Annotated in this window: 25 protein-coding genes; 14 read left to right on the top strand and 11 right to left on the bottom strand. The window is 45.3% G+C overall.

What is annotated here, in order from left to right:
* Positions 1-27 precede the first annotated feature (27 nt).
* Positions 28-1,128: a calcium/proton exchanger gene (gene cax, locus QUA00_RS08835; RefSeq protein WP_333143346.1), complete on the top strand. Its 1,101-nt coding sequence runs from the start codon at positions 28-30 to the stop codon at positions 1,126-1,128.
* A 200-nt stretch (positions 1,129-1,328) separates the two neighbouring features.
* Here the strand turns inward: cax and QUA00_RS08830 are convergent, their stop codons facing one another.
* The 4 genes from QUA00_RS08830 to QUA00_RS08815 all read right to left on the bottom strand — a co-directional run bounded on the left by QUA00_RS08830 (position 1,329) and on the right by QUA00_RS08815 (position 4,780).
* Entirely contained in the window at positions 1,329-2,045 is a 717-nt protein-coding gene (locus QUA00_RS08830) for a Uma2 family endonuclease (protein WP_333143333.1), read from the bottom strand.
* A 99-nt stretch (positions 2,046-2,144) separates the two neighbouring features.
* Entirely contained in the window at positions 2,145-2,789 is a 645-nt protein-coding gene (locus tag QUA00_RS08825) for a hypothetical protein (protein ID WP_333143334.1), read from the bottom strand.
* Between the two features lie 44 nt (positions 2,790-2,833).
* Positions 2,834-3,067: a hypothetical protein gene (locus QUA00_RS08820; RefSeq protein WP_333143335.1), complete on the bottom strand. Its 234-nt coding sequence runs from the start codon at positions 3,065-3,067 to the stop codon at positions 2,834-2,836.
* Positions 3,068-3,115: 48 nt separating this feature from the next.
* Positions 3,116-4,780 (bottom strand): DUF655 domain-containing protein, encoded by a 1,665-nt coding sequence (locus QUA00_RS08815; protein WP_333409367.1) that lies wholly within the window; start codon positions 4,778-4,780, stop codon positions 3,116-3,118.
* A gap of 191 nt (positions 4,781-4,971) precedes the next feature.
* Between QUA00_RS08815 and QUA00_RS08810 the strand changes: the two genes are divergently transcribed.
* On the top strand, positions 4,972-5,373 hold the full coding sequence (locus QUA00_RS08810; RefSeq protein WP_333143337.1) for a DUF7682 family zinc-binding protein: 402 nt from the start codon (positions 4,972-4,974) through the stop codon (positions 5,371-5,373).
* A 75-nt stretch (positions 5,374-5,448) separates the two neighbouring features.
* Positions 5,449-6,639: a cysteine desulfurase family protein gene (locus tag QUA00_RS08805; protein ID WP_333409366.1), complete on the top strand. Its 1,191-nt coding sequence runs from the start codon at positions 5,449-5,451 to the stop codon at positions 6,637-6,639.
* 30 nt (positions 6,640-6,669) lie between these two features.
* Here the strand turns inward: QUA00_RS08805 and QUA00_RS08800 are convergent, their stop codons facing one another.
* A complete protein-coding gene (locus tag QUA00_RS08800; protein WP_333409365.1) occupies positions 6,670-6,840 on the bottom strand; it encodes a hypothetical protein in 171 nt (56 codons plus the stop codon).
* A 39-nt stretch (positions 6,841-6,879) separates the two neighbouring features.
* On the opposite strand from QUA00_RS08800, the gene QUA00_RS08795 reads away from it, so the two are divergent.
* Positions 6,880-7,902, top strand: a complete 1,023-nt coding sequence (locus tag QUA00_RS08795; protein ID WP_333409364.1) for a tetratricopeptide repeat protein — start codon at positions 6,880-6,882, stop codon at positions 7,900-7,902.
* On the opposite strand, the gene QUA00_RS08790 is transcribed toward QUA00_RS08795, so the two are convergent.
* Positions 7,899-8,054 (bottom strand): hypothetical protein, encoded by a 156-nt coding sequence (locus QUA00_RS08790; protein ID WP_333409363.1) that lies wholly within the window; start codon positions 8,052-8,054, stop codon positions 7,899-7,901. The two genes, QUA00_RS08795 and QUA00_RS08790, sit on opposite strands and share 4 nt — an antisense overlap.
* Positions 8,039-8,203: a hypothetical protein gene (locus tag QUA00_RS08785; protein WP_333409362.1), complete on the bottom strand. Its 165-nt coding sequence runs from the start codon at positions 8,201-8,203 to the stop codon at positions 8,039-8,041. The genes QUA00_RS08790 and QUA00_RS08785 overlap by 16 nt, the downstream gene beginning before the upstream one ends.
* Before the next feature lie 334 nt (positions 8,204-8,537).
* Between QUA00_RS08785 and QUA00_RS08780 the strand changes: the two genes are divergently transcribed.
* The 7 genes from QUA00_RS08780 to QUA00_RS08750 all read left to right on the top strand — a co-directional run bounded on the left by QUA00_RS08780 (position 8,538) and on the right by QUA00_RS08750 (position 14,100).
* Entirely contained in the window at positions 8,538-8,666 is a 129-nt protein-coding gene (locus tag QUA00_RS08780) for a hypothetical protein (protein WP_333409361.1), read from the top strand.
* Positions 8,667-8,756: 90 nt separating this feature from the next.
* Positions 8,757-10,328, top strand: a complete 1,572-nt coding sequence (locus QUA00_RS08775) for a CHAT domain-containing tetratricopeptide repeat protein (RefSeq protein ID WP_333409360.1) — start codon at positions 8,757-8,759, stop codon at positions 10,326-10,328.
* A 23-nt stretch (positions 10,329-10,351) separates the two neighbouring features.
* Positions 10,352-11,200: a CHAT domain-containing protein gene (locus QUA00_RS08770; protein WP_333409359.1), complete on the top strand. Its 849-nt coding sequence runs from the start codon at positions 10,352-10,354 to the stop codon at positions 11,198-11,200.
* A gap of 88 nt (positions 11,201-11,288) precedes the next feature.
* Positions 11,289-12,116: an Rpn family recombination-promoting nuclease/putative transposase gene (locus tag QUA00_RS08765; RefSeq protein WP_333409358.1), complete on the top strand. Its 828-nt coding sequence runs from the start codon at positions 11,289-11,291 to the stop codon at positions 12,114-12,116.
* A 268-nt stretch (positions 12,117-12,384) separates the two neighbouring features.
* On the top strand, positions 12,385-12,633 hold the full coding sequence (locus tag QUA00_RS08760; RefSeq protein ID WP_333409357.1) for a hypothetical protein: 249 nt from the start codon (positions 12,385-12,387) through the stop codon (positions 12,631-12,633).
* Positions 12,620-12,817: a hypothetical protein gene (locus tag QUA00_RS08755; RefSeq protein ID WP_333409356.1), complete on the top strand. Its 198-nt coding sequence runs from the start codon at positions 12,620-12,622 to the stop codon at positions 12,815-12,817. The genes QUA00_RS08760 and QUA00_RS08755 overlap by 14 nt, the downstream gene beginning before the upstream one ends.
* 242 nt (positions 12,818-13,059) lie before the next feature.
* On the top strand, positions 13,060-14,100 hold the full coding sequence (locus QUA00_RS08750) for a hypothetical protein (RefSeq protein WP_333409355.1): 1,041 nt from the start codon (positions 13,060-13,062) through the stop codon (positions 14,098-14,100).
* A 55-nt stretch (positions 14,101-14,155) separates the two neighbouring features.
* On the opposite strand, the gene thiL is transcribed toward QUA00_RS08750, so the two are convergent.
* From thiL to QUA00_RS08735, 3 genes are all read right to left on the bottom strand, one after another.
* Entirely contained in the window at positions 14,156-15,151 is a 996-nt protein-coding gene (gene thiL, locus QUA00_RS08745) for a thiamine-phosphate kinase (RefSeq protein ID WP_333409354.1), read from the bottom strand.
* Positions 15,152-15,178: 27 nt separating this feature from the next.
* Positions 15,179-15,493 (bottom strand): hypothetical protein, encoded by a 315-nt coding sequence (locus QUA00_RS08740; protein WP_333143342.1) that lies wholly within the window; start codon positions 15,491-15,493, stop codon positions 15,179-15,181.
* A gap of 339 nt (positions 15,494-15,832) precedes the next feature.
* Positions 15,833-16,957 carry a peptidylprolyl isomerase gene (locus tag QUA00_RS08735; protein ID WP_333409353.1) on the bottom strand — a complete coding sequence of 375 codons (1,125 nt, stop codon included), beginning with the start codon at positions 16,955-16,957 and terminating at the stop codon, positions 15,833-15,835.
* A 565-nt stretch (positions 16,958-17,522) separates the two neighbouring features.
* Between QUA00_RS08735 and efp the strand changes: the two genes are divergently transcribed.
* The 3 genes from efp to QUA00_RS08720 all read left to right on the top strand — a co-directional run bounded on the left by efp (position 17,523) and on the right by QUA00_RS08720 (position 19,261).
* Complete coding sequence (gene efp, locus QUA00_RS08730) at positions 17,523-18,080, top strand: elongation factor P (protein ID WP_333058573.1); 558 nt, start codon at positions 17,523-17,525, stop codon at positions 18,078-18,080.
* 200 nt (positions 18,081-18,280) lie between these two features.
* A complete protein-coding gene (gene accB, locus QUA00_RS08725; RefSeq protein WP_333143343.1) occupies positions 18,281-18,838 on the top strand; it encodes an acetyl-CoA carboxylase biotin carboxyl carrier protein in 558 nt (185 codons plus the stop codon).
* Between the two features lie 30 nt (positions 18,839-18,868).
* Positions 18,869-19,261 carry an ArsR/SmtB family transcription factor gene (locus QUA00_RS08720; RefSeq protein ID WP_006631662.1) on the top strand — a complete coding sequence of 131 codons (393 nt, stop codon included), beginning with the start codon at positions 18,869-18,871 and terminating at the stop codon, positions 19,259-19,261.
* 129 nt (positions 19,262-19,390) lie between these two features.
* Here QUA00_RS08720 and QUA00_RS08715 read toward each other — a convergent pair whose 3' ends face one another.
* Positions 19,391-20,161: a GerMN domain-containing protein gene (locus tag QUA00_RS08715; RefSeq protein WP_333143344.1), complete on the bottom strand. Its 771-nt coding sequence runs from the start codon at positions 20,159-20,161 to the stop codon at positions 19,391-19,393.
* Between the last annotated feature and the right edge of the window lie 274 nt (positions 20,162-20,435).

Genomic DNA, 20,435 nt, shown 5'->3' with positions numbered 1-20,435 from the left:
ACCCTTCCTTACACCATCCGAGTTCCTATGTCAATCAAAAAGATTCTTTCCATAGCGCTGTTAATTTTCATCCCCATTTCCATCGCCGCTGAGTATTTGCACTGGGGTTCCCTTGCAGTTTTCATTACATCCGCTTTAGGCATTATACCTCTGGCGATTTGGTTGAGTACAGCAACAGAAGAAGTGGCGATCGTTACAGGCCCCTCCATAGGCGGCTTATTAAATGCAGTCTTCGGCAATGCTACGGAATTAATTATTGCCATAGTTGCCCTGAAAGCTGGCTTAATTGACATTGTGAAAGCCAGCATAACCGGTACAATTATCAGCAACTTGCTCTTAGTCATGGGATTTTCCATGCTGTTAGGAGGAATCCGCTACAAAGAACAGGAATTTAAGCCAATAATCGCGCGGGTGAACGGTTCCACAATGACTCTAGCAGTGATTGCCATCCTGCTGCCGACAATGGTAATTTACACCTCCAATGGAGTCGAACCCGCAGCCATTCAAAATCTTTCCTTAATAACTGCGATCGTCCTAATTGCAGTTTATGCTTTAACTCTGCTATTTTCATTAAAAACGCACAGCTATCTTTACGATGTTGGCTTAGTAGAACTAGAGTCAGAAAATCCTCAAAATACCAAAGAAGAATCTACTACGCACAAACCGAATTTGTGGTTGTGGATAGGGGTGCTAGTTGCCTCAACTGTTGCCGTTGCTTTTGAATCAGAAATTTTCGTTGGTGTTGTCGAAGAAACTACCAAAGGATTGGGATTAACGCCACTGTTTACAGGGGTAATTCTGTTGCCGATTGTTGGCGGCGCCGCTGAATATGTAACTGCGGTGGGAGTTGCGATGAAAAACAATATGGATTTGTCAGTTTCTGTCGCAATGGGTTCGAGTTTGCTAGTTGCTTTGCTGGTAGCGCCGGTGTTGGTGATTATCGGATTAGTGATTCATCAGCCGATGGATTTAAACTTCAATCCCTTTGAAGTAGTTGCAGTTGCCATCGCCGTGACAATTGCCAATTTGATCAGTATCGACGGCCGCTCTAATTGGCTCGAAGGAGTGCTGCTTTTAGCAACATATATCGTGTTAGGAGCAGCATTTTACTTTCACCCCATTACTTAATTCTCGCGGCACAGGCACTCCGGCCTGTTCCACAAAAACTCAATTTTCTTAACTGGTTCCTAGGCTGTGCCTGGGAACCGATGTAAGCGAGGCTCTGCCTCGTTTGCTTTCATGAAAATTGGAGGCAGAGCCTCCGGATCTGCGTTACCAGGCTCTGCCTGGTAACGAGTAATTCCGAATCTCAAAAGGACACTTTAGTGCTAAATAGCGTCCGGGTCTATTCCCATCTCCCGCAAGCGCGCCGCCAGTCTGTCAGCTTGCTGTAATCGAGATTGTTCTTGTCTGATTAAATCTTCGACAAGTGGGGGAGAGAGAATTTGATCCACTGATAAAATCAAATCTGGAAACTGTAAAGACACGATGTTTTGCCCAGGGAAAAAATTCGCTTGTTCGTAAGCAGTCTCATTTTCCGGCAAAGTTACAACTCTGACCCTAGTCCGGTTAGGTTTAGGGTCTGCCATCCAATATTCCGGCACTCCAGCATTTTCGTATTCTGCTCTTTTTGTCACGTAATCTTGACGCTCGTTTTGGCTGACAACTTCAACAATTAACACTGGCGTTTCATCTAAATCGAAGACGCCAGCACCAGGTCTGGCAAGCAGTTGTTCCCAAAGACTTTGAGTACAAACAATCACATCAGGAATCCGCGAGGAATTCTCTTCCGTTCTCACTCCCACATTAGTTTTTGCCACCAAATCGAGATTGTGTTCAGCTAAGTAACGCTGCAATATGTAAACTAAGAATTCGCAGATGCTTGCGTGTAAAGCCGTTGCGGCTGCCATCGGTATTAATTTTCCCCTGTGAAGTTCGTAGAGAACGTCAGGTTCTCCCTCATAGACAAGATATTCTTCAAAAGTTAAGGTGGGCGAAGCATCAACTCGATCGGTTTCCGAAACAGGTAAAACAGACTGAGACATATTTATCCGCGCTCCGGTTTTAGTTCTCTTAATTAATTTTAGCCTCTCTTCTTTTATTCCTCTGGGGTTAATTAAAAGAATTAGGTATTTTTCAAGCAGTTACGGACAGCGACACTGTTGAACAGGAAAACACTCTCGTCGGCAACTTCTTTTTCGGCCTTTACTGTCGCGACAATCAGATGTATCCCGACATTCTACCTGATCTTGACAAATTTGCTGACGGGGAAAAGTACCTAAGTTCTGTATAGAAACTTCAGCCGTAAGCGCACCCTGTTCTCTAACTTGGTCATTTTCTTTAATTTCATAGAGAAACTTATTTTCTCCCTCTAAAACCGAAAAAGTTCTTGTTTTATGACTGTTACCCAACTTAAATGCAAAATCCTCGGAAAACTCGCCTTTGTCGTAACTTCTGTCGGTGTAGGGATAGGGGTTAGTTTCCATGCCATCAGTCACATTTTTAATCATCACCCTCCTGTTAGGGGCCGGAGGAGTTTTGCTGGAGACAAATCGAGCGCTTTGCGAATCAGGGGAGAAGACAGTACCAGCACACGCACCTACATATTCAGTGCGCTTAAATTGAATCAAATTAATATTAAAAGCGTTTTCGTTTTTGACCCTAAATTGTGCTTCGCTCGTCTGCTGGGCGCTAACTGTGAAAGCTGCTAGCGTCAAAAAAAAAGCCCCCACCAAAATAGCTAGGAATTTGATTTGTGGCCTCCCCGTAATAAATCTGGCGTGTTTCATCTCTCTATACCTCTCAGGTGAATAGATAGCATTTTGTTTAGAAGTTATCTTAACTTGAGAGCTGATGTGTTGTCAAAGTAGATCCAATAGGTTTCTAGTGAGGACTTGAGTCTTTGATGCTGAGTTGCGAAAGCAAGGACGGAAGTTATGACTGTGAACTTTTTAGAGTCAGGAATGAAGTCCTGATTACTGAGATGTTGCACTATTGTCAATAAGCCTTTTATGAACGGGCAAGATGCCCGTTCCACAAAGAGTGAATTTTCTTGTGGAACAGGCATCTTGCCTGTTCTTGAGAATGGTGCAACATCTCAGGAGTACGAACTTAATTACCAAGTTACTCGATCGCGCCATCTCTCTAAAATCTTGTCCCCAATGCCCTGAACCCGCGCCACGTCGTCCAAAGAGGTGAAAGGTTGCTGTTGCCGCGCTGCAATAATTCTCTCGGCTAACTTCGGGCCAACCCCAGGCAAGGTTTCTAATTCTTCCTGACTCGCTGCATTCAAATTAACTAACTTTTTACCCGCACCAATTTGAGGTTTAGCACTCGTAGTTTTTGATGCTGCTTGTAGTGAATCACACTCTTTTTTCTTAGCATCAATTCTCTGTTTGATTCGGGCGGGAATTCCCATGATTGCACCTTTGTAAAGCCGATCGAACTCCCGCTCAAAATGGGCCGCAACTGTGGGACTCTCGATCGCCAGCAGCGTCTCATCATTCCCGTGATTTGCCGCCTCACTCCAGTTGTGAGAACCTGTAAGCACCGTTTTGCCGTCCACAACGCCGAATTTGTGGTGCAGGCGATCGCCCATTGGTAACAGCGGCACTCCCACCGTAGTCAGCGGCTTTCTCCAAGGGCGATTGTCAGCTTCTAACTTGCAATCTTGGATGAAAGTCGCACCCATCATATCCAAACCTTCACTGTAAGAGCGATAAATAAAATTAGAGTCAATTAAAGCTCGCACCGCAACTCCCCGGCTAGCTTCAATTTCCAAAGTATTGGACAACCGCTGAGCCGAAAATACAAACAATGCCAAATCAACCGACTTTTTCGCACTACCCAAATTTCGATTTATCAAACTGTTAACGCTTTTTTCCCAAGGCAAAGTCTGGGAAGTCGGCGAAAATTGCACCGCCACTGTCGAATTCCCTACTCTTACTTTTTGCACTTGACGAAACGGCTTTTTGATGCCAAACTTGCTGTCCGGTTTGCCTCCGGGCCCGTCGCCCCACATGATGTTAAATTCTTGAGTAAATAGTTGCGCTATTTGAGCATTTTCAATTTTTAGCAAATTGTTCGCATTGCCGCGACTTGCGGCTGTCTTGAAATCGCCATGTATATCGCTTGTGGTAAAATTAGCAGAAGTGACGATTACGGTTTTGCCATCAATTACCACAAATTTGTGGTGCATCAAACCGCTGCCTTTACTGCCGTCAGCAGTATCGTCAATTACAGGAATACCCGCATCCTTGACAATTACCAAAGCATCATTTTGCTTGATTTCCTCGGCGCTTAATTTACCGTCTTTATTGCGATCGGCAAGTTGCACAAATTCGCTATAACGATCGCGCTCTCTTTCCGGTAATTTCGCCAACTCCTGAGCTGTAAAATCGCTCCAAGGGCGACTATACATATGTTCGACAATTAATCTCACTTTAATTCCCGATCGCTGTCGATCGGCCAAAACCCTCGCAATACCGGGCAAGCGAAACTCCTGAACCGCAACATCTACCGTCGATCCAGCACTAGCGATCGCCACTGCGATCGAGTTTTCTAAATCATCTCCGGGTCTAGTTTGCTGGCGGTAAGGCTCTGTATAACTCGAAGCGATCGACTGATTGAAGTATACTTGCAACAAGGGGTCTTGAGGCAATGGAGCCAGACTGAGAGGTAAATTCTGCACGTCTTGCTTTGTTTGTCCGCAGCCCGCCAGATTGATCGCCACCAGCCCAGCACAACAGAAACCGAGTAAATGATAATACAATACAGCCACAAAATTTTAAAAAATATAGAGGTTATTAGCCATCCCACAGTTCAAACCTATTCGATCAAGTAAAGTTACAACCTATTAAATTTATGCAAGGGAATAGATTTTACGTCTTGTAGAACTGCCTCGATGCCGGAAGCATCACTGGTAGGGTAGCAGCATTCAGGGGCGTGGGTCAAACCCTATACCGCTGCTTTATGGCTAAAAGAAAAAGAATTTTTCCGTGCGGTCACAAAGGATATGGTAAAGCGTGCCATCGCTGCACGCAAGAGTTGGTGGCGCAGCAGCAGTACGTTGAAGTGCTGACACAAAAACAAACCAAAAAACAAGAGAGGGAAGCATCATTTGCTAGAGATATCATCGATCTCAGAGGTCTGCCCGACCACGTAGTCACTAAAGCCAGGGCAATTATAGCAGCTTTGGGCGAAAATAAGAATTACAGAGATTTCGGCGGCAAACGCCTGCGTCACAACCGTTTAATAATCAGTATTCCTGTAACTCGCAACTACAGAATGCTTTGTGAAGATTGTGGCACTTTCTTAACTCCCCAAAAAGTTTTGTCGCACGAAGACTACAACGTCTGCAAACCAGGAAGTTAGTTATCAGTCATTAGTCATTAGTCATTAGTCATTAGTCATTAGTCATTAGTCCTTAGTCATTAGTTATTTAAAATCATGCAAATTTACCTCGACTATAGCGCCACAACGCCCGCACGCCCAGAAGCGATTCAAGCCATGCAAAAAGCCCTGACTCAGCAGTGGGGCAATCCTTCGAGTTTGCACGAGTGGGGACAAAGGGCGGCGACAGCTTTAGAATTAGCAAGAATGCAGGTTGCTAGCTTGATTAACGCGCTACCGGAATCGATGATTTTTACCAGTGGCGGCACTGAAGCGAACAATTTGGCAATTATGGGAATTGCCCGTCTTTATACAAAGCCGCAGCATATCATTATCTCCAGCGTAGAGCATTCCGCAGTAGCAGAACCGGCGCGACAACTCGAACAGTTGGGATGGGAAGTGACGCGCCTACCAGTGGATAAATTGGGGCGAATTCACCCTTTGGATTTGCAAGAGTCGCTGCGATCGAATACAGTGTTAATTTCAATCATTTACGGACAAAGCGAAGTAGGCACGCTGCAACCAATTGAGGCATTAGGACAAATTGCGCGCGATCGCAATATCATGTTTCATACCGATGCAGTTCAAGTGGTCGGCAAGCTGCAAGTAGACGTGCAGAAACTTCCCGTAGACTTGCTTTCGGTTTCCAGTCACAAACTGTACGGGCCGCAAGGTGCGGGGGCGCTTTACGTGCGTCCGGGAGTAGAATTAGTGCCAATGTTAGGCGGTGGTGGCCAAGAATTGAAACTGCGTTCCGGGACACAAGCGCTGCCGGCAATCGTCGGTTTTGGGGTGGCTGCAGAGTTAGCATTGCAGGAAATAGATGTGGAAACGCCGAGGTTAATTGCATTGCGCGATCGGCTTTTTGACCGATTATCCCACGTACCCAGTTTAGTACCAACTGGCGATCGATATTGTCGGCTGCCGCACCACGTCAGTTTTTGCATAGTCTCCCCTTCCTCCCGCCCTTATCAACAGAGAGATACAGGGCGAATAACAGGCAAAACTCTAGTGCGGCAGCTAAATTTAGCAGGAATTGGCATTAGTTCCGGTTCTGCTTGTAGCAGCGGCCAACTAACTCCTAGTCCGATATTATTAGCAATGGGATATGACGAAATCGGTGCCGTTGGTGGAATTCGGTTGAGTCTGGGACGAGAAACCACAGAAGCGGATATTGATTGGACAGTAATTGCGATCGAGCAAATTTTGGATAGATTAATGCCCAAGGTAGCATTGTGTCGGAATTAGAAAACCGGGCGGTTTGTCTGCACACACAATCTAAGAAACCGGGTTTTTTCCGATATCTTTGCCTCCGATCAAATATTCTCGCAAAAACCCGGTTTCTGGCCACCCACCGACAATCTCAGCAACCGGGTTTTTTCCGATATCTTCGCTTCCGATCAAAGATTGTCGCAAAAACCCGGTTTCTGGCCACCCACGCACAACCATGATAAAATAAATCTCGATATTATTCGCAACTCCCCAACAATGGAAGAAAGCCGCGCCCAAGCCTACCTAGAACTAATTCACACCCTGCTGAATTGCCCCAACGGCGAAGAACCGCAGATATTACAAGATAACTCAGAATTGTTGGATGTCCACTTTCTGGAAACTTGCGAGTTGGTAGCCGAAAAAATGGCACAGCAAGGAGGACAAAACGGCGCTAATTTCCTGCGGAATCTGATCGGCCAGCTAGCACAATTAATCGATCTCAACGATGGCGATAACTCCGAAGGTGAAAATCCCCAAGAGTATGCAAACTTTATTCTAGAATTATTGCAAGCAGAAGATGGTAGCAATAGCAATACAGGAGTAATTCACTCCATGCTAGCTGAACGAAAACATCTCATCAATGCTCGTTTTTCTGACATTTTAGAGCAAGTAGTCGAGAGGTTAGTTGGTGGGGAAAATGCAAAAACTATTGATTCAATTGTCAGTCTCGTTGAAGACTTGAGCATTAATATTAGTAATTTTTCCGGTGGGAATAGAGCCGATAATATTGAAATTGCCATTGCCGCTTATCAACTTGTTTTAAATAATCGGCAGCCCGGAAGCGAAAAGTTTGCTCAAACTCAAAACAACTTAGCTGCTGCCTACATTACCAGAATAAAGGGTTCGCGGGCCGAAAATGTGGAAATGGCGATCGCCCTTTATGGCGCTGCTTTAACAGTATATACCCTTGAGGCTTTCCCGGAAGATTGGGCAATGGCTCAAAATAACCTAGCTGCTGCTTACGCCAACAGAATCAACGGTTCGCGGGCGGAAAATATCGATCGCGCGATCGCGTTTTTTGAGGCTGCTTTAACTGTTCGTACCCCTGAACACTTTCCTGAAGATTGGGCCATGATTCAATATAATCTAGGTAATGCCTATAATGACCGAATTAACGGTTCGCGGGATGAAAATCTCGAAAAGGCGAGATCCTTTTATCAAGCAGCATTAACAGTATATACCCGTGAGGATTTCCCTGAGTATTGGGCAATGATTAAAAAGAAGCTGGCTAATGCTTAAAGTGATGCAGCTTTAAAAATCTCAGAAACCGGGTTTTTTCCGACATCTTCGCGCACAATCTCAAAAACCGGGTTTTTTCCGATATCTTCGCGCACCATCTCAGAAACCGGGTTTTTTCCGATATCTTCGCCTCGGATTAAATATCTTCGCAAAAACCCGGTTTCTCGTCACCACGCACCATCTCAGAAATCGGTTTTTTTCCGATATCTTCGCCTCTCACCAAAAAATCTCGCAAAAACCCGGTTTTTCGCCATTTGGAGAATTGGCAAACGGTCGATCGCTCCCTAGCACCTTTTGCCATAATTATGCTAAAATAAATTCACTCCAATTATTAGTTTGTCATACCATTAATTGTGTAGGGGCGGGTTCGTCAACCATCTCTAATAAGTACCAACAATTGAAATAAACCCGCCCCCTCCCAACGACAATTTCCCGTGAAGCGAAGCTATCCCGTAGGGAATCGCCCTTTCGGGAAAACCGGAAAACGACCATCGTATTTGTAGGAAAATTGGAAACAAGCGATCGAATTTCTTCGGTGGGGTGGGGGCGGGTTGATCTGGATTGTTTGTGGGTATTAAAGATGGTTGGCGAACCCGCCCCTACAGCAATTATGCCAACACTATTAACTATAACCTATGAATGAAAACGGCGATCGAGTTCACTCCGAAGGTGAAGATTCCCAAGAATATGCAGAATTTATCCTAGAATTATTGCAAGCAGAATCAAGCTATAGCGGTATTCAAGTAATTTACCCGATAAGCTGAAGTGCATTTAAATTGTATAGTCAAATTTAATAAAATTCTTGTGGGGAGTAGGGGTTGAGCCAGAAAGCCCGCCCAAAAAATACAATTTAGATGCCCAACAGCTTACTAAAACAACGGCAACATCTCCTCAATGCCCGTTTTGCCGAAATTTTACAGCAAGTATCCGAGCAGTTACTTGATGGCGAAAATGCAGAAACAATTAGCTCAATTGTCGGCATCATTGAAAATTTAAGTATTGATATTAGTAACTTTCCCCGTGGGAATAGAGCGAATAATATTGAAATTGCCATTACTGGTTATCAAATAGTTTTAAGTAATCGGGAACCGGGAAGCGAAAAATATGCTCAAACTCAAACTAACCTAGCGAATGCCTACAGTGACAGAATCAGCGGTTCGCGGGCGGATAATCTGGAACGGGCGATCGAGTTTTTGCAGGCTGCTTTAACTATTTTTACTCGCGAGGTTTTCCCGTTAAATAATGTAGAAACCTTAAATAACCTGGGTTGGACTTATCTGGCAAAACTAGACTACATCAACCGAGAAAAACCAGAAGACACAAACCAAAAAGCAGCAACTCTCCAAACTGCCTACGATACCTTTAAAAATGCCATATTCAGAGCCGCAGAACTGCGGAAGTTGGAATCGGGGAATGAAACCAAACAAAAACACGACTTGCAGTGGGATAGACTCTACAGAGGCATGGTGCAAGTATGCCTCGATCGCCAAAGCAATCAAGAAGCACTCTTATATGCCGAAGCCAACAAAGCCCGCAACCTTGCCGAAGTCATCGCCCAAAAACAGGAAACCCCCCAAGTCCTAAAACCCATTACCTTCACCGAAATTACCCAACTCCTCACCCCAGACACCGCCTTAATTGAGTGGTACATCACCGACAAAGAAATCATCACCTTTGTCCTCACTTACCCCGACGTGCTGACAGTGCATCGCAACCGTCAATGCGATGAATTAATCGATTTAGTTAACGACTACCGGGCCGACTACAAACAAAGCAAAACCCACTGGCAAACCAAACTCTCCGACTATCTCCAGCGTCTTGCCGAAATCCTCCAAATCACCACAATTCTGCCCCCAGAAAGTACCCGCTTAATCCTAATTCCCCACTGGTTGCTGCACCTGTTCCCCCTCCACGCCCTACCCCTAACCGACGACGAATTCTTGTTAGATAGATTCACCCAAGGGATTCAATACAGCCCCAGTTGCCAACTCCTGCAACAGATTACAATCCACCCGAATTTTGACCAACTCTTCGCCCTGCAAAACCCCACCTCGGATCTTCCCTACACCGATGTGGAAGTGGCCAGCATCGCCCCCAAATTCGCCATCAGTCAAATTCTTCCGGGTTCACAAGCGAGTAAAACTAATCTTTTGGAACAATATTTAGAGCAGTTAGAAAATGCTCATTGCGCGCATTTTTCCTGTCACGGCTCGTTTAATGCTGACGATCCGCTGAAGTCGTTTCTGATTTTGTCAGGGGGTATCATCGCGGCAGATCCCCCCCAGCCCCCCTTAATAAGGGGGGAGCAAGAACAACTCAAAGTCCCCCTTCTTAAGGGGGATTTAGGGGGATCAGATTTAGGGGAGCAAGAAGAGCTCAAAGTCCCCCTTGCTGAACCCGGAGATCCCCCCAGCCCCCCTTCTTAAGGGGGGAGCAAGAAGTTGTCAAAGTGCCCCTTCTTAAGGGGGATTTAGGGGGATCGAATTTAGGGGAGCAAGAAGAGCTCAAAGCGCCTCTTGTCGAACCCGGAGATCCCCCCCAGCCCCCCTTCTTAAGGGGGGAGCAAGATGTTCTCAAAGTCCCCCTTCTTAAGGGGGATTTAGGGGGATCGAATTTAGGGGAGCAAGAAGAGCTCAAAGCGCCTCTTGCTGAACCCGGAGATCCCCCCCAGCCCCCCTTAAGAAGGGGGGAGCAAGATGTTCTCAAAGTCCCCCTTCTTAAGGGGGATTTAGGGGGATCGGATTTAGGGGAGCAAGAACAACTCAAAGTCCTTCTTAAGGGGGATTTAGGGGGATCAGATTTAGGATCATCCGAGCGTTATGTTGAATGGCGCGAAGGCAAAACAGCCGATATTGACAAATGCCTGACTTTGGCTGAAATTTTTGGACTGCGACTCAAACAGTGCCGCCTAGTCGTGCTTTCCGCCTGCGAAACCGCGCTAATTGATACGCAGAATCGCTCCGATTATATTGGATTACCGACGGGATTTCTCTACGCGGGAGCAATGGGAACTTTGGCCAGTCTTTGGGCAGTCAATGACCTCTCGACAGCCTTGATGATGGTAAAATTCTATGAGGTACTGCAACCAGGAGTTAGCATTGGTCAAGCCCTCCACGATACCCAGCGCTGGTTTAAGTCTGCTACTACTTCAGATTTGCTAGAATGGGTGGAAGGTTCGGAGAGTTTCGAGGCTTCCCAGCAAAAGCGGATACTCAGGGAATTAGGCGGATACGATCTGGGTGAAAAACCCTACGGCGATGTTTATCATTGGGGAGCGTTTTGTGCCATAGGTTTATAATCCAGTTGTAGGGTGCGTCGCTGCGAGATTTTCGAGTTTATATGTAGATTGTCGATAGCGACGCACCCTACGGCATTTACTGTAGATCATGAAAACCGATAGCCTATTTTACAGCATCTTCCAAGAATTCCCGTTTATTTTCTTTGCCCTGCTGGGCATACCTGCCGATGCTACAAACCAATACCAATTCACATCCCAAGAGGTCAAACAATTAGCCTTTCGCCTAGATGGTTTGTTTCTGCCAATTGTCGCAGATTCTCAACTACCATTCTACATTGTGGAAGTCCAATTTCAACCCGACCCAAATCTGTACTATCGTCTATTTGCCGAACTATTCATTTATCTCAAACAATACCAACCGCCGCACCCTTGGCAATTGGTAGTCATTTACCCAAATCGGCAAACAGAAAGAGAATGTGACATCCACTTTCAGGAAATACTGGCACTCCCAAAAACCACCCGCATTTACCTGGATGAACTTAGGGAACCAGAAACAGCATCTCTACCGATAAAATTACTTAAACTGGTAATCGAACCAGAAAACACGGCCTCAGATTTGGCTATAGATTTAGCCAGACAAGCAGAAACCGAAATACCAAATATCGCAGTCAGAGAGAGCTTCATCAACTTACTAGAAACTATCATTTTTTACAAGTTACCCCAAAAAACCCGAGAGGAGATTGCCGCCATGTTTAACCTCAGTGACTTAAAGAAAACCAGAGTTTATCAAGAGATTCTTGAAGAAGTACAAGCTGAAGCACAAGCTGAAGCTAAACAACGAGAAAAAGCTGCAATCCTCAGAATGTTTAATGTGGGATTAGCTACGGAACAAATTGCTATATTCTTAGACTTGCCAGTCGCTGAAGTAGCAGCGACTATTGCCCAAGCTCAAGAAAAACAAGCTGAACAAAATTAATCAAACTACAGTTTGATTTAAATACGACTTACGCGGGGGCCCAGAAACCGGGTTTTTCACGAAAATACTTCGTTGGAATCGGCAGATTATGTAAAAAACCCGGTTTCTTTGATCCAAGTGCATAAGTCCTGTTAAATTCAAAGTACATCTCGTGAGGTAAATTTATGAATGAAGTCGATATTTTGTCCCAAATCTACACAGCCATTACTACCGCGCCCGCAATTCTTACTCCCCGTTTGTCGAACAATTACTCGCAGAAGTCCTACCTTTGGCAGAATCTGGTGCTGATAACGATACCGTAGAAAATACTATTAATGCACTCTATCGCCAGTTTAAAGATGTCCGAGACAAAATCAAAGGTCTCAAACGCAAAAATCTCGATGATGCAGAATCCGAAGTCACACCGGGCTATGACACACTCACGAATACCTATCCTGATATCAAAAAGCTAGAAGCAAACTTGAAAACACCCATTCACACAGCCTCAATTCCCCCCGCATCAGATGCTAAAAATTGACCATCCCCAAATCTATATCTACAGCTACCAACTCCGCAGCGAAAGCAAAACCGAAGCTAACTCAATCTGGACTTGGGCAAATAACTTCTGGCAATATTTTAGCCCCGACAAAAGCAAAGTTTTTTCTCAAGCAAACCTCAGTTATCCCCTCACGATAGCCGAGAAATTCACGCATTCAAATTAAATCGATGGTTCCTTAAAATTTTGCCGTATCGATGATAGTGAAGGCATTTTAGGGAGAATTGGCAGCCCAGAAACTGAGGAAAACAAAGACCGAGAAATTACAGCATTAAAACAATTTAGTGTCAATAATCTCCTAGTTGCTGATAGTCATGAAAATTGGCTAGGACAAACCCTTTTGATTACCTACAAATCAAAAACTTATTCACAGCCAAGTAAAAATGACTTCCGCAAAGTTGCAGATGAATGTTTAAAGCATCTCTTCCCAGAAGTATCTGTACTGTACGTCCACCTTTTTACCATGCTGATGAGTTATTCGCTTCTCGGATTTTTGAGTATAGTTCTCCCAAAAAGGAACTACAGGTGTTTGTTTATCTGGTTGATGATGACATTGAGGGAAAATTAGCCAAGATTGTTCAACCTTTATTTGAGCTATTTTATCACCGCCATAAAATCACTAAAGCTTTTATGGATAGTCGCAGAAATTACGCTCTACTTAAGGAACGATATTTAGAAATTGAGCAAACAATCGAAAGCTTGGAAACAAAAATCACAGAAGTGACTCGGATTGGATTGCCAACGGAGGTTAATTCGTGGCCAAGTGTTAATATAGATGAATCTTTAAAGTATCTGAAAATCAAACTAAAAGAGTTACTTCGAGAAAGTTTGAATTATGAAAGAGCATTGGAATATTTAGAAGATTTCAATAACACGATTAGTATTCAGGTTTATAATTATCAAGAAAAGTTGTTCCAAATTGGGGATAAATGGCAGATACCAACTGAGGATTTGACAACATTTAAGTTTTTTGTTGAGAGAAGTTGTCGGTATTTTCAAGAACAAATTAAGGGCCATTTAGGCTATTTTAAACATGGCACTGATTTGATTAAGATTGCGGTAGATTTAGTGGGAGGCATTGTAGAAATTGAACAAACAGAAAGCGATCGCTCTTTGGAAAAAACTATTCAAATATTAGGTGCTGGCTTAGGGGCTGGAGGGATTGTGGTTTCTGCTGTTTCTGCTTATGTTCAGACACCGCTAGTTATCAGAATACCTCAAGCGGGCGATCGCATTCATCCTGCTATAGCTAGCCTGTTGTGGAGTCTCCTGGCTGTGGTAATTGTTGCTGGAGTTGTTGGTTTGATTAATGGGAAATGGAAAATTAATGGTAGATTGAGATCGCTTGCTCGTAAATCAGTTTCACAATTACCCGCTTCCCAAAGTCCACCAGTTAATCATACCTTGCCGGAGGTGGAAGAACTGTCGAATCAGGAACCAGGCGGTTGAAACCGCGGCTACACAAACGATGTCCGCGCAACGCGAGACTAAGATAAGAGATAATTCAGAAGTGTTGAAATCCTCGATCGAGCTTTAATATAGCATCAGGATAAATACCGCTGCTATCAGTTAACCAGATATCGGTGCTATCCGTAGCAATTCCCACAATCGCAGCGCCCTCAACCATTTGTTCTACTAATAACTGAGCATTTGCGATGGGCAAAAACAGCACTAACTCGAAGTCTTCTCCGCCGTACAATGCCCAATCTAAAGCTTTTTCGCTTGATACAATTTCGCTGAAAATATCGGGAATTGGTATTTTTGTACGATCGATCTTTGCGCCAACACCGCTAGCCCGACAAATTTGAATAATCGCATCAGCTAAACCGTCGCTACTGTCCATTCCGGCTATTAAAAATTCACCTTCACAACCTAATATTTCCCAAACCACAGGCAAAACATCCAGCCTCGGTTTAGGGCGCTGGTGAGCGAGAATTAAAGAAGCTCGATCGACCTTTTCCAGATTTTGCCCGAATTCTGGATTTAACAGCAATTCTAATCCCGCGCGCGATGCTCCGTGAACCCCAGTAGCCACAATCGCCCAGCCCGATCGCGCATTTGACCGACTAATGGTACGATCGCACTCAACTTGTCCAAAAGCAGTAATCGCCACAGTCACCACGGGCGATCGCACAACATCGCCACCGACGATCGGCGTATCATATTCTTGCAAGCAAGCCGTCATTCCCCGATAAAACTCTTCAACCCACTCCACAGCCGTATCCGCCGCCACAGCGAGGGCTACAGTCACCGCCAGAGGCGTTGCTCCCATCGCTGCGAGATCCGACAAATTCGCTGCTGCAGCCCGCCATCCTGCGTAATAAGGCCCCGTAGTTCGATCGCTAAAATGCACTCCATCCACCAACATATCGGTAGTGATAGCCAGAGATTGGTTGGGATTTGTCGGAACTACGGCGCAATCATCACCCACTATTTCTGCGGGGCAGAATTTTTGCAATATTCTTAAAAGACCTTGTTCACCGATATCTTTAACTTGCATAAATTTGAATTAGTCGATCGCACTTTCTTACCATTCCTTACCCGAACTCGGCGGCAAGCGCAACCTAGGAAACCTATAAAAAGTATCTCCTTCATCATCTACCTCTAAAACCGCCGAAAAAATCTTAACTTGGCGATTTAAATACTGCTGAGCAACTTCAGCCTCAACCCTAGCACTAGCCGCCAGTTGAATCAGCGAAATTTGACTGTTTTGAGTTTCCAACAACTGATAAAAAGCCTCATCCAACCGCTGCTTTTGCTTGTTTTCATTCACATTTTTTACAATCAACAAACCTGCGAATCCCCCCAAACCCATTACCAATAAAAATTGTAAAATAGCCATATTCTCGATTGAATTCCTATTTTCAATAACGTAACTATAGCGGTTCTCAAAAAAGTGAGGTATGCCCTATGCCCTATGCCCTATGCCCTATGCCCTATGCCCATGAGTACCTCATCTTTCTGAGAAAGGCTATATAAAAATTATCTCTTCTTCCAGCATGATTCCGGCGGGCTTTGTCTGTGTAAAAGTGATTTCAATCGCCGTTACCTTTATTTAGAAAAGATTTCAATGCCTGTCACTATAGATTTTTTCAGCCCGCGCAGGCGGGCTTTGTTTCTGTAAAAGCGATTTCAATCGCCGTCACTTTGGTGTAAAAGCGATTTCAATCGCCCTCATTAATTAAACTTGAGGTCGCACCAAATTTTCGATTCCTTTAACTACCTTAGCAGATACAATCTTGTCTCCCTGCTTCAGTTGCTCCAAAACTTCTTTTCCTTCAATCATGTAACCAAAAACAGCATAGCGGCCGTCCAACAGATTCAGGCCAGCGGGCGTGAGTTCAGGTTCAAACAAGAAAAAGAAAAACTGAGAAGAAGCGCTATCAGGGTCAGTTTCTGTACGGGCCATAGCCACTGTACCGAAAGCAGAAAAAGGCAAAACAGGTTCGTCGCGATAACGCCCCGCATCTTCTAGAGTAATCCCGTAAATAGGTTCTTTTTCCTCCCTGACGAGCACTTCTAGCGGTATATTCCGGTATTTGCCAGTAGCTGGGTCAATAAAACCCTCTTCCTTGCCTTCGGGGTCTCCCGTTTGCAAAACGTAGGATTCTTCCGATCGAATAAACGGCAAACCGTCATAAAAACCTCGATCGACTAAATCCACAAAATTACCAGCCGTAACCGGGGCGCTGTAGCCGTCAACCACAACAGTAATTTCCCCTTTTTCAGTTTGTACAGCCACAGTAGCGCGCCCTTTCAGTTGAGGCAGATTAGCATACTTGGCAGGCACTTCAAACGGAAACTTTGTCACCATCAACTCTTCGATTTCGCCTACCGAACCTAGGATTGTGGCTTTCAAGTCAATCACTTTGTCCCTGTCTTTAGCCTCAACAGCCTTTTCCAGTTGAGCAACTTTCTCCTTGACTCCTGCAACTAGCGCCTCAGCTTGCGGCTTTTTGGCGTCGGGAATACTCTCTAAAAGGTCAGATTCCCGAAGGTTGAGAATCCTGGAAGCCTTGCTGACATCGCTACTAATAGGCCCCCAACGTTTAGATCGTATGTGGTTGCCAATGTCTTCGAGACTGATTTGCAAATCTCGCACAGTCTGATTGTCAATAGGTAAAGCGAAGCGCAGCAGCGCCCGGCCGTCGGTAATCGCATTCCCAGCAGGCATACTGCTGCTGGGGCGTTTGGCATGGGAGACTGCACTGAAACTCAGGGAGAGAGTGAACAGCAGAAGCGCTAAAGCGACGGTTTTGACCCAGCGCTTGCACGTATCGATCGAGAAATTAGGCCAATGCAACATAACTTTAACTTTTATTGCCTCTCTTATCTTCCCACAGCGCTGCCCGCCCGCCTTTGCTGCTACCCATCTAAAGTGTCTGTTGGTTTGGCTAGGGAGGATCTGCCCACTAACAACAGTCAATCGATTTTAGATTTTAGATTTTAGATTTTAGATTTTAGAGGCGACCCCACGGATAAATTCGGGGGTTCCTTTATCGGATACAGGTTTTTTATTTCTGGACGGATGAATCCGGGGGCTTGTATCCTGGATGCTTTCGGTCAACTGACAACAGCCCACTGCCCCCTGCCATTAACATTTCAGTACAGCACTTGCTCCCTTTGAACGGTAAAATAAAATGCCAATTGCTTTTTGATGCCGTCAGCTAGACTGCGGCTTTAACCTGACCCGCTCAAAAACGGATACAATCCCCAGACTCCTGTCGTGGAGAGATCAAAATTTTAGACCAAGGTTCAATCTCCCAAATTCATCTGTGGAGTAAATCTAAAATCTAAAATCTAAAATCTAAAATCGACTGACTGTAGTTCCCCCGTGCCCCAAGGCGACGGGATTGCCCACAAAAATTTATATGATCTCCAGTAACGACTTTCGACCAGGTGTTTCAATTGAATGGAATAACGGCGTGTGGCGGGTTATCGAATTCCTCCACGTCAAGCCAGGAAAAGGCTCGGCTTTCGTGCGGACAAAATTAAAAAACGTCCAAACCGGAAACGTAGTAGAACAAACCTTCCGGGCGGGCGAGACTATGCCTCAAGCCAACCTGGAAAAGAGTGTGATGCAGCATACCTATAAAGAGGGCGACGAGTTCGTCTTTATGGATATGGAAACTTACGAGGAAAGTCGCCTCAATGCTAAGCAAATAGGCGATCGTGTCAAGTACCTCAGTGAAGGGATGGAAGTTAGCATCCTGCGCTGGAACGACCAAATCATGGAAGTGGAACTGCCCAACTCTGTTGTCTTGGAAGTGCTGCAAACCGATCCCGGAGTCAAAGGAGATACTGCCACTGGTGGCAGCAAACCCGCGATCGTCTCCACCGGAGCTCAGGTTATGGTGCCTCTATTTATTTCCATTGGAGAACGGATTCGGATTGATACTCGTGAAGACAAGTACCTCGGCCGAGAGTAGAAACGAGGGAGAAAAAGGGAGTTTTTAGTTTTTAGTTCTGAGTTATGAGTTAAAGAAGTTAAAATTCAATACTCATCGCTCACAGCTTAAAAACTATCCCTTTTGCCTCCAAACTCGGTTAATTCTCCTAGCTTCGCCTGATTCGGAATTTTCAATTTTCAATTTTCAATTTTCAATTCTCAATTACCCTTGAATCTGCTGTGCAACTAGACATAAACCAGCTTTGTGACCTGCTAACTGTATTAGACAAAACTGGCATTTCGGAACTGACATTAAAAAGTGGGGATATTGAACTGACAGTACGCAAAGGCATTCTGGCAAGTTCACCAGGCACCTCTGCTGCGCTCCCTGCTGCCGTGGCGACTGTCGCTCCGATCGCCTTGGGCGCGGTTCCTAGCCCCACCTTAGCGTCACCTCCTGCTGTTGACCAAAATTTAGCAGCGGATCTGGCTGCCCCAGTACCCGTCGCCCCTGTCGCGGCACCTGCTGCCGTACCTGCTTCTGTAGATACGAAATGGGTGCCAATTATCTCGCCGATGGTAGGAACGTTTTATCGCGCTGCTGCTCCTGATGAGCCACCTTTTGTCAATGTGGGCGATCGCATCAAGGTCAGCCAGACAGTCTGTATTATCGAAGCGATGAAGCTGATGAACGAGATCGATGCTGATGAAGTCTCCGGTCAAGTGATGGAAATTTTAGTTCAAAATGGCGAACCTGTCGAATACGGTCAAGTGTTGATGCGAATTAATCCGGATTGAAGGATTACTTTATTGTTATGGACAGAATAAATGCTAATATTTCCCGATCACTTCTCTCCGGTGAGTTTGATGAAGTCATCCCAGCCTGTCCCGCAAGAGGTTGTGCAACAAGTTGCTGAGTATTTCAGTATTTTGAGCGAACCCATGCGTTTACGAATTTTGAACTTGCTTCGCGACGGCGAAAAATGCGTGCAAGAATTGGTGGAAGCTACTCAAACGAGTCAAGCCAATGTTTCTAAGCACCTAAAACTCATGCTCCAAGCTGGTATCCTCACTCGCCGGAGTGAAGGAACTTCAGCTTATTATAAGGTGCAAGACGAGCTAATATTCGAGCTGTGTAATATGGTGTGCGATCGGCTTGCCAGCCGGATCGAACAGCAAGCCCTACACTTTCGGGCATTTAGCCTAACTACGAAGCACTGAAAATTAGTTGCCAGTCCTCAATCCTCAATCCTCAGTCATGAGTCATCAGTTATCAATCCCTACTCTCTGCCTTCAGACCGATGACTAATGACTCCTAACTAATGACTTCTAACTAATGACTCATAATTACTAAAGGGGAAAATTTTTGTCAAAACTTTGGCGGGTACTCGGCTGAGCCACCTCCAAACCTTCGCCACCCAAAAGTTCTAAAGGCTTGCCTTCTACCGAAATCCAAACCTTGGTATTCGGTTGTAAACTCGTAGCCGTATAGATAACTTGCCCTAACCGGCCAGTCATCGAATTGCTCCCTCCCCCGGAAGTAAATTCTGCCGACAAATCGACATAAACTCCGTCATTCTTAACACTCAAACCCCTGAGTTTTGTCCCATTAGGAATTTCGCTAGAAACAGTTGCATCCTTTGGCCCAGCCAACAAACTGTTAAAAGCAGCTTGTAAAGCTGCATCAGGCTTGTCAGCTTGTTTGACAGCTACTTTCGTAGGAACTCCCTCAAATTTGCCGATCGCATCTTTAACCCAGTAGACTTGCACTGTCTGGACATCAGTCTGCGGCAAAGGCTTTGGCTGCGGTGACTTTGGGATCAGAGCGTTAGGCGTCTGAGCTGTAGGCGTCTGAGCTGTAGGCGTCTGAGCTGTAGGCGTCTGAGCTGTAGGCACTTGTACAGGATTTGGAGGGGGTACGGGGATAATTACAGCAGGAGATTCCGCAGGACTTGGGGACAGCGGCGGAGCCGTAGTTTGAGCAGAAGACTGCGTATCTGCGGGGCTGGGCGAACGGTTCGCTGTCCACCAGGCAATGCCCCCTCCCGTTAGTAAAGCCAACCCGCAAACACCGGCAATGACGGCTGTGGAGACGCGGCGTACTTCTTGTCCATCTTTCATAATACAAATTCTCCTTACAGATAGAGCGCTTGGGACGGTGAGGAGCGACTCTTGATCAGCTACATTTGTCTATGGTTAGATTCTGGAATTGACACAATTGCATTGCTGCTAGCGAACACTTTATAGCAAGCCCAACATATTCTGAATCCGACTATGGGAATCCTAGACCATAATATAAGATTTCGCCCGTGGAGTATGTCACCAAAAAACTGGGTCTGAAGCCCCGTCCTTATAGGACGGCTTTACATTGAATTAAATCCCCTTTCGGGGTCGG

The sequence above is a fragment of the Microcoleus sp. T2B6 genome (assembly GCF_036700475.1).
GTDB lineage: Bacteria > Cyanobacteriota > Cyanobacteriia > Cyanobacteriales > Microcoleaceae > Microcoleus.
Note: the sequence above shows the minus strand (reverse complement) of the source record. Positions and strands in the feature narration are given on the sequence as shown.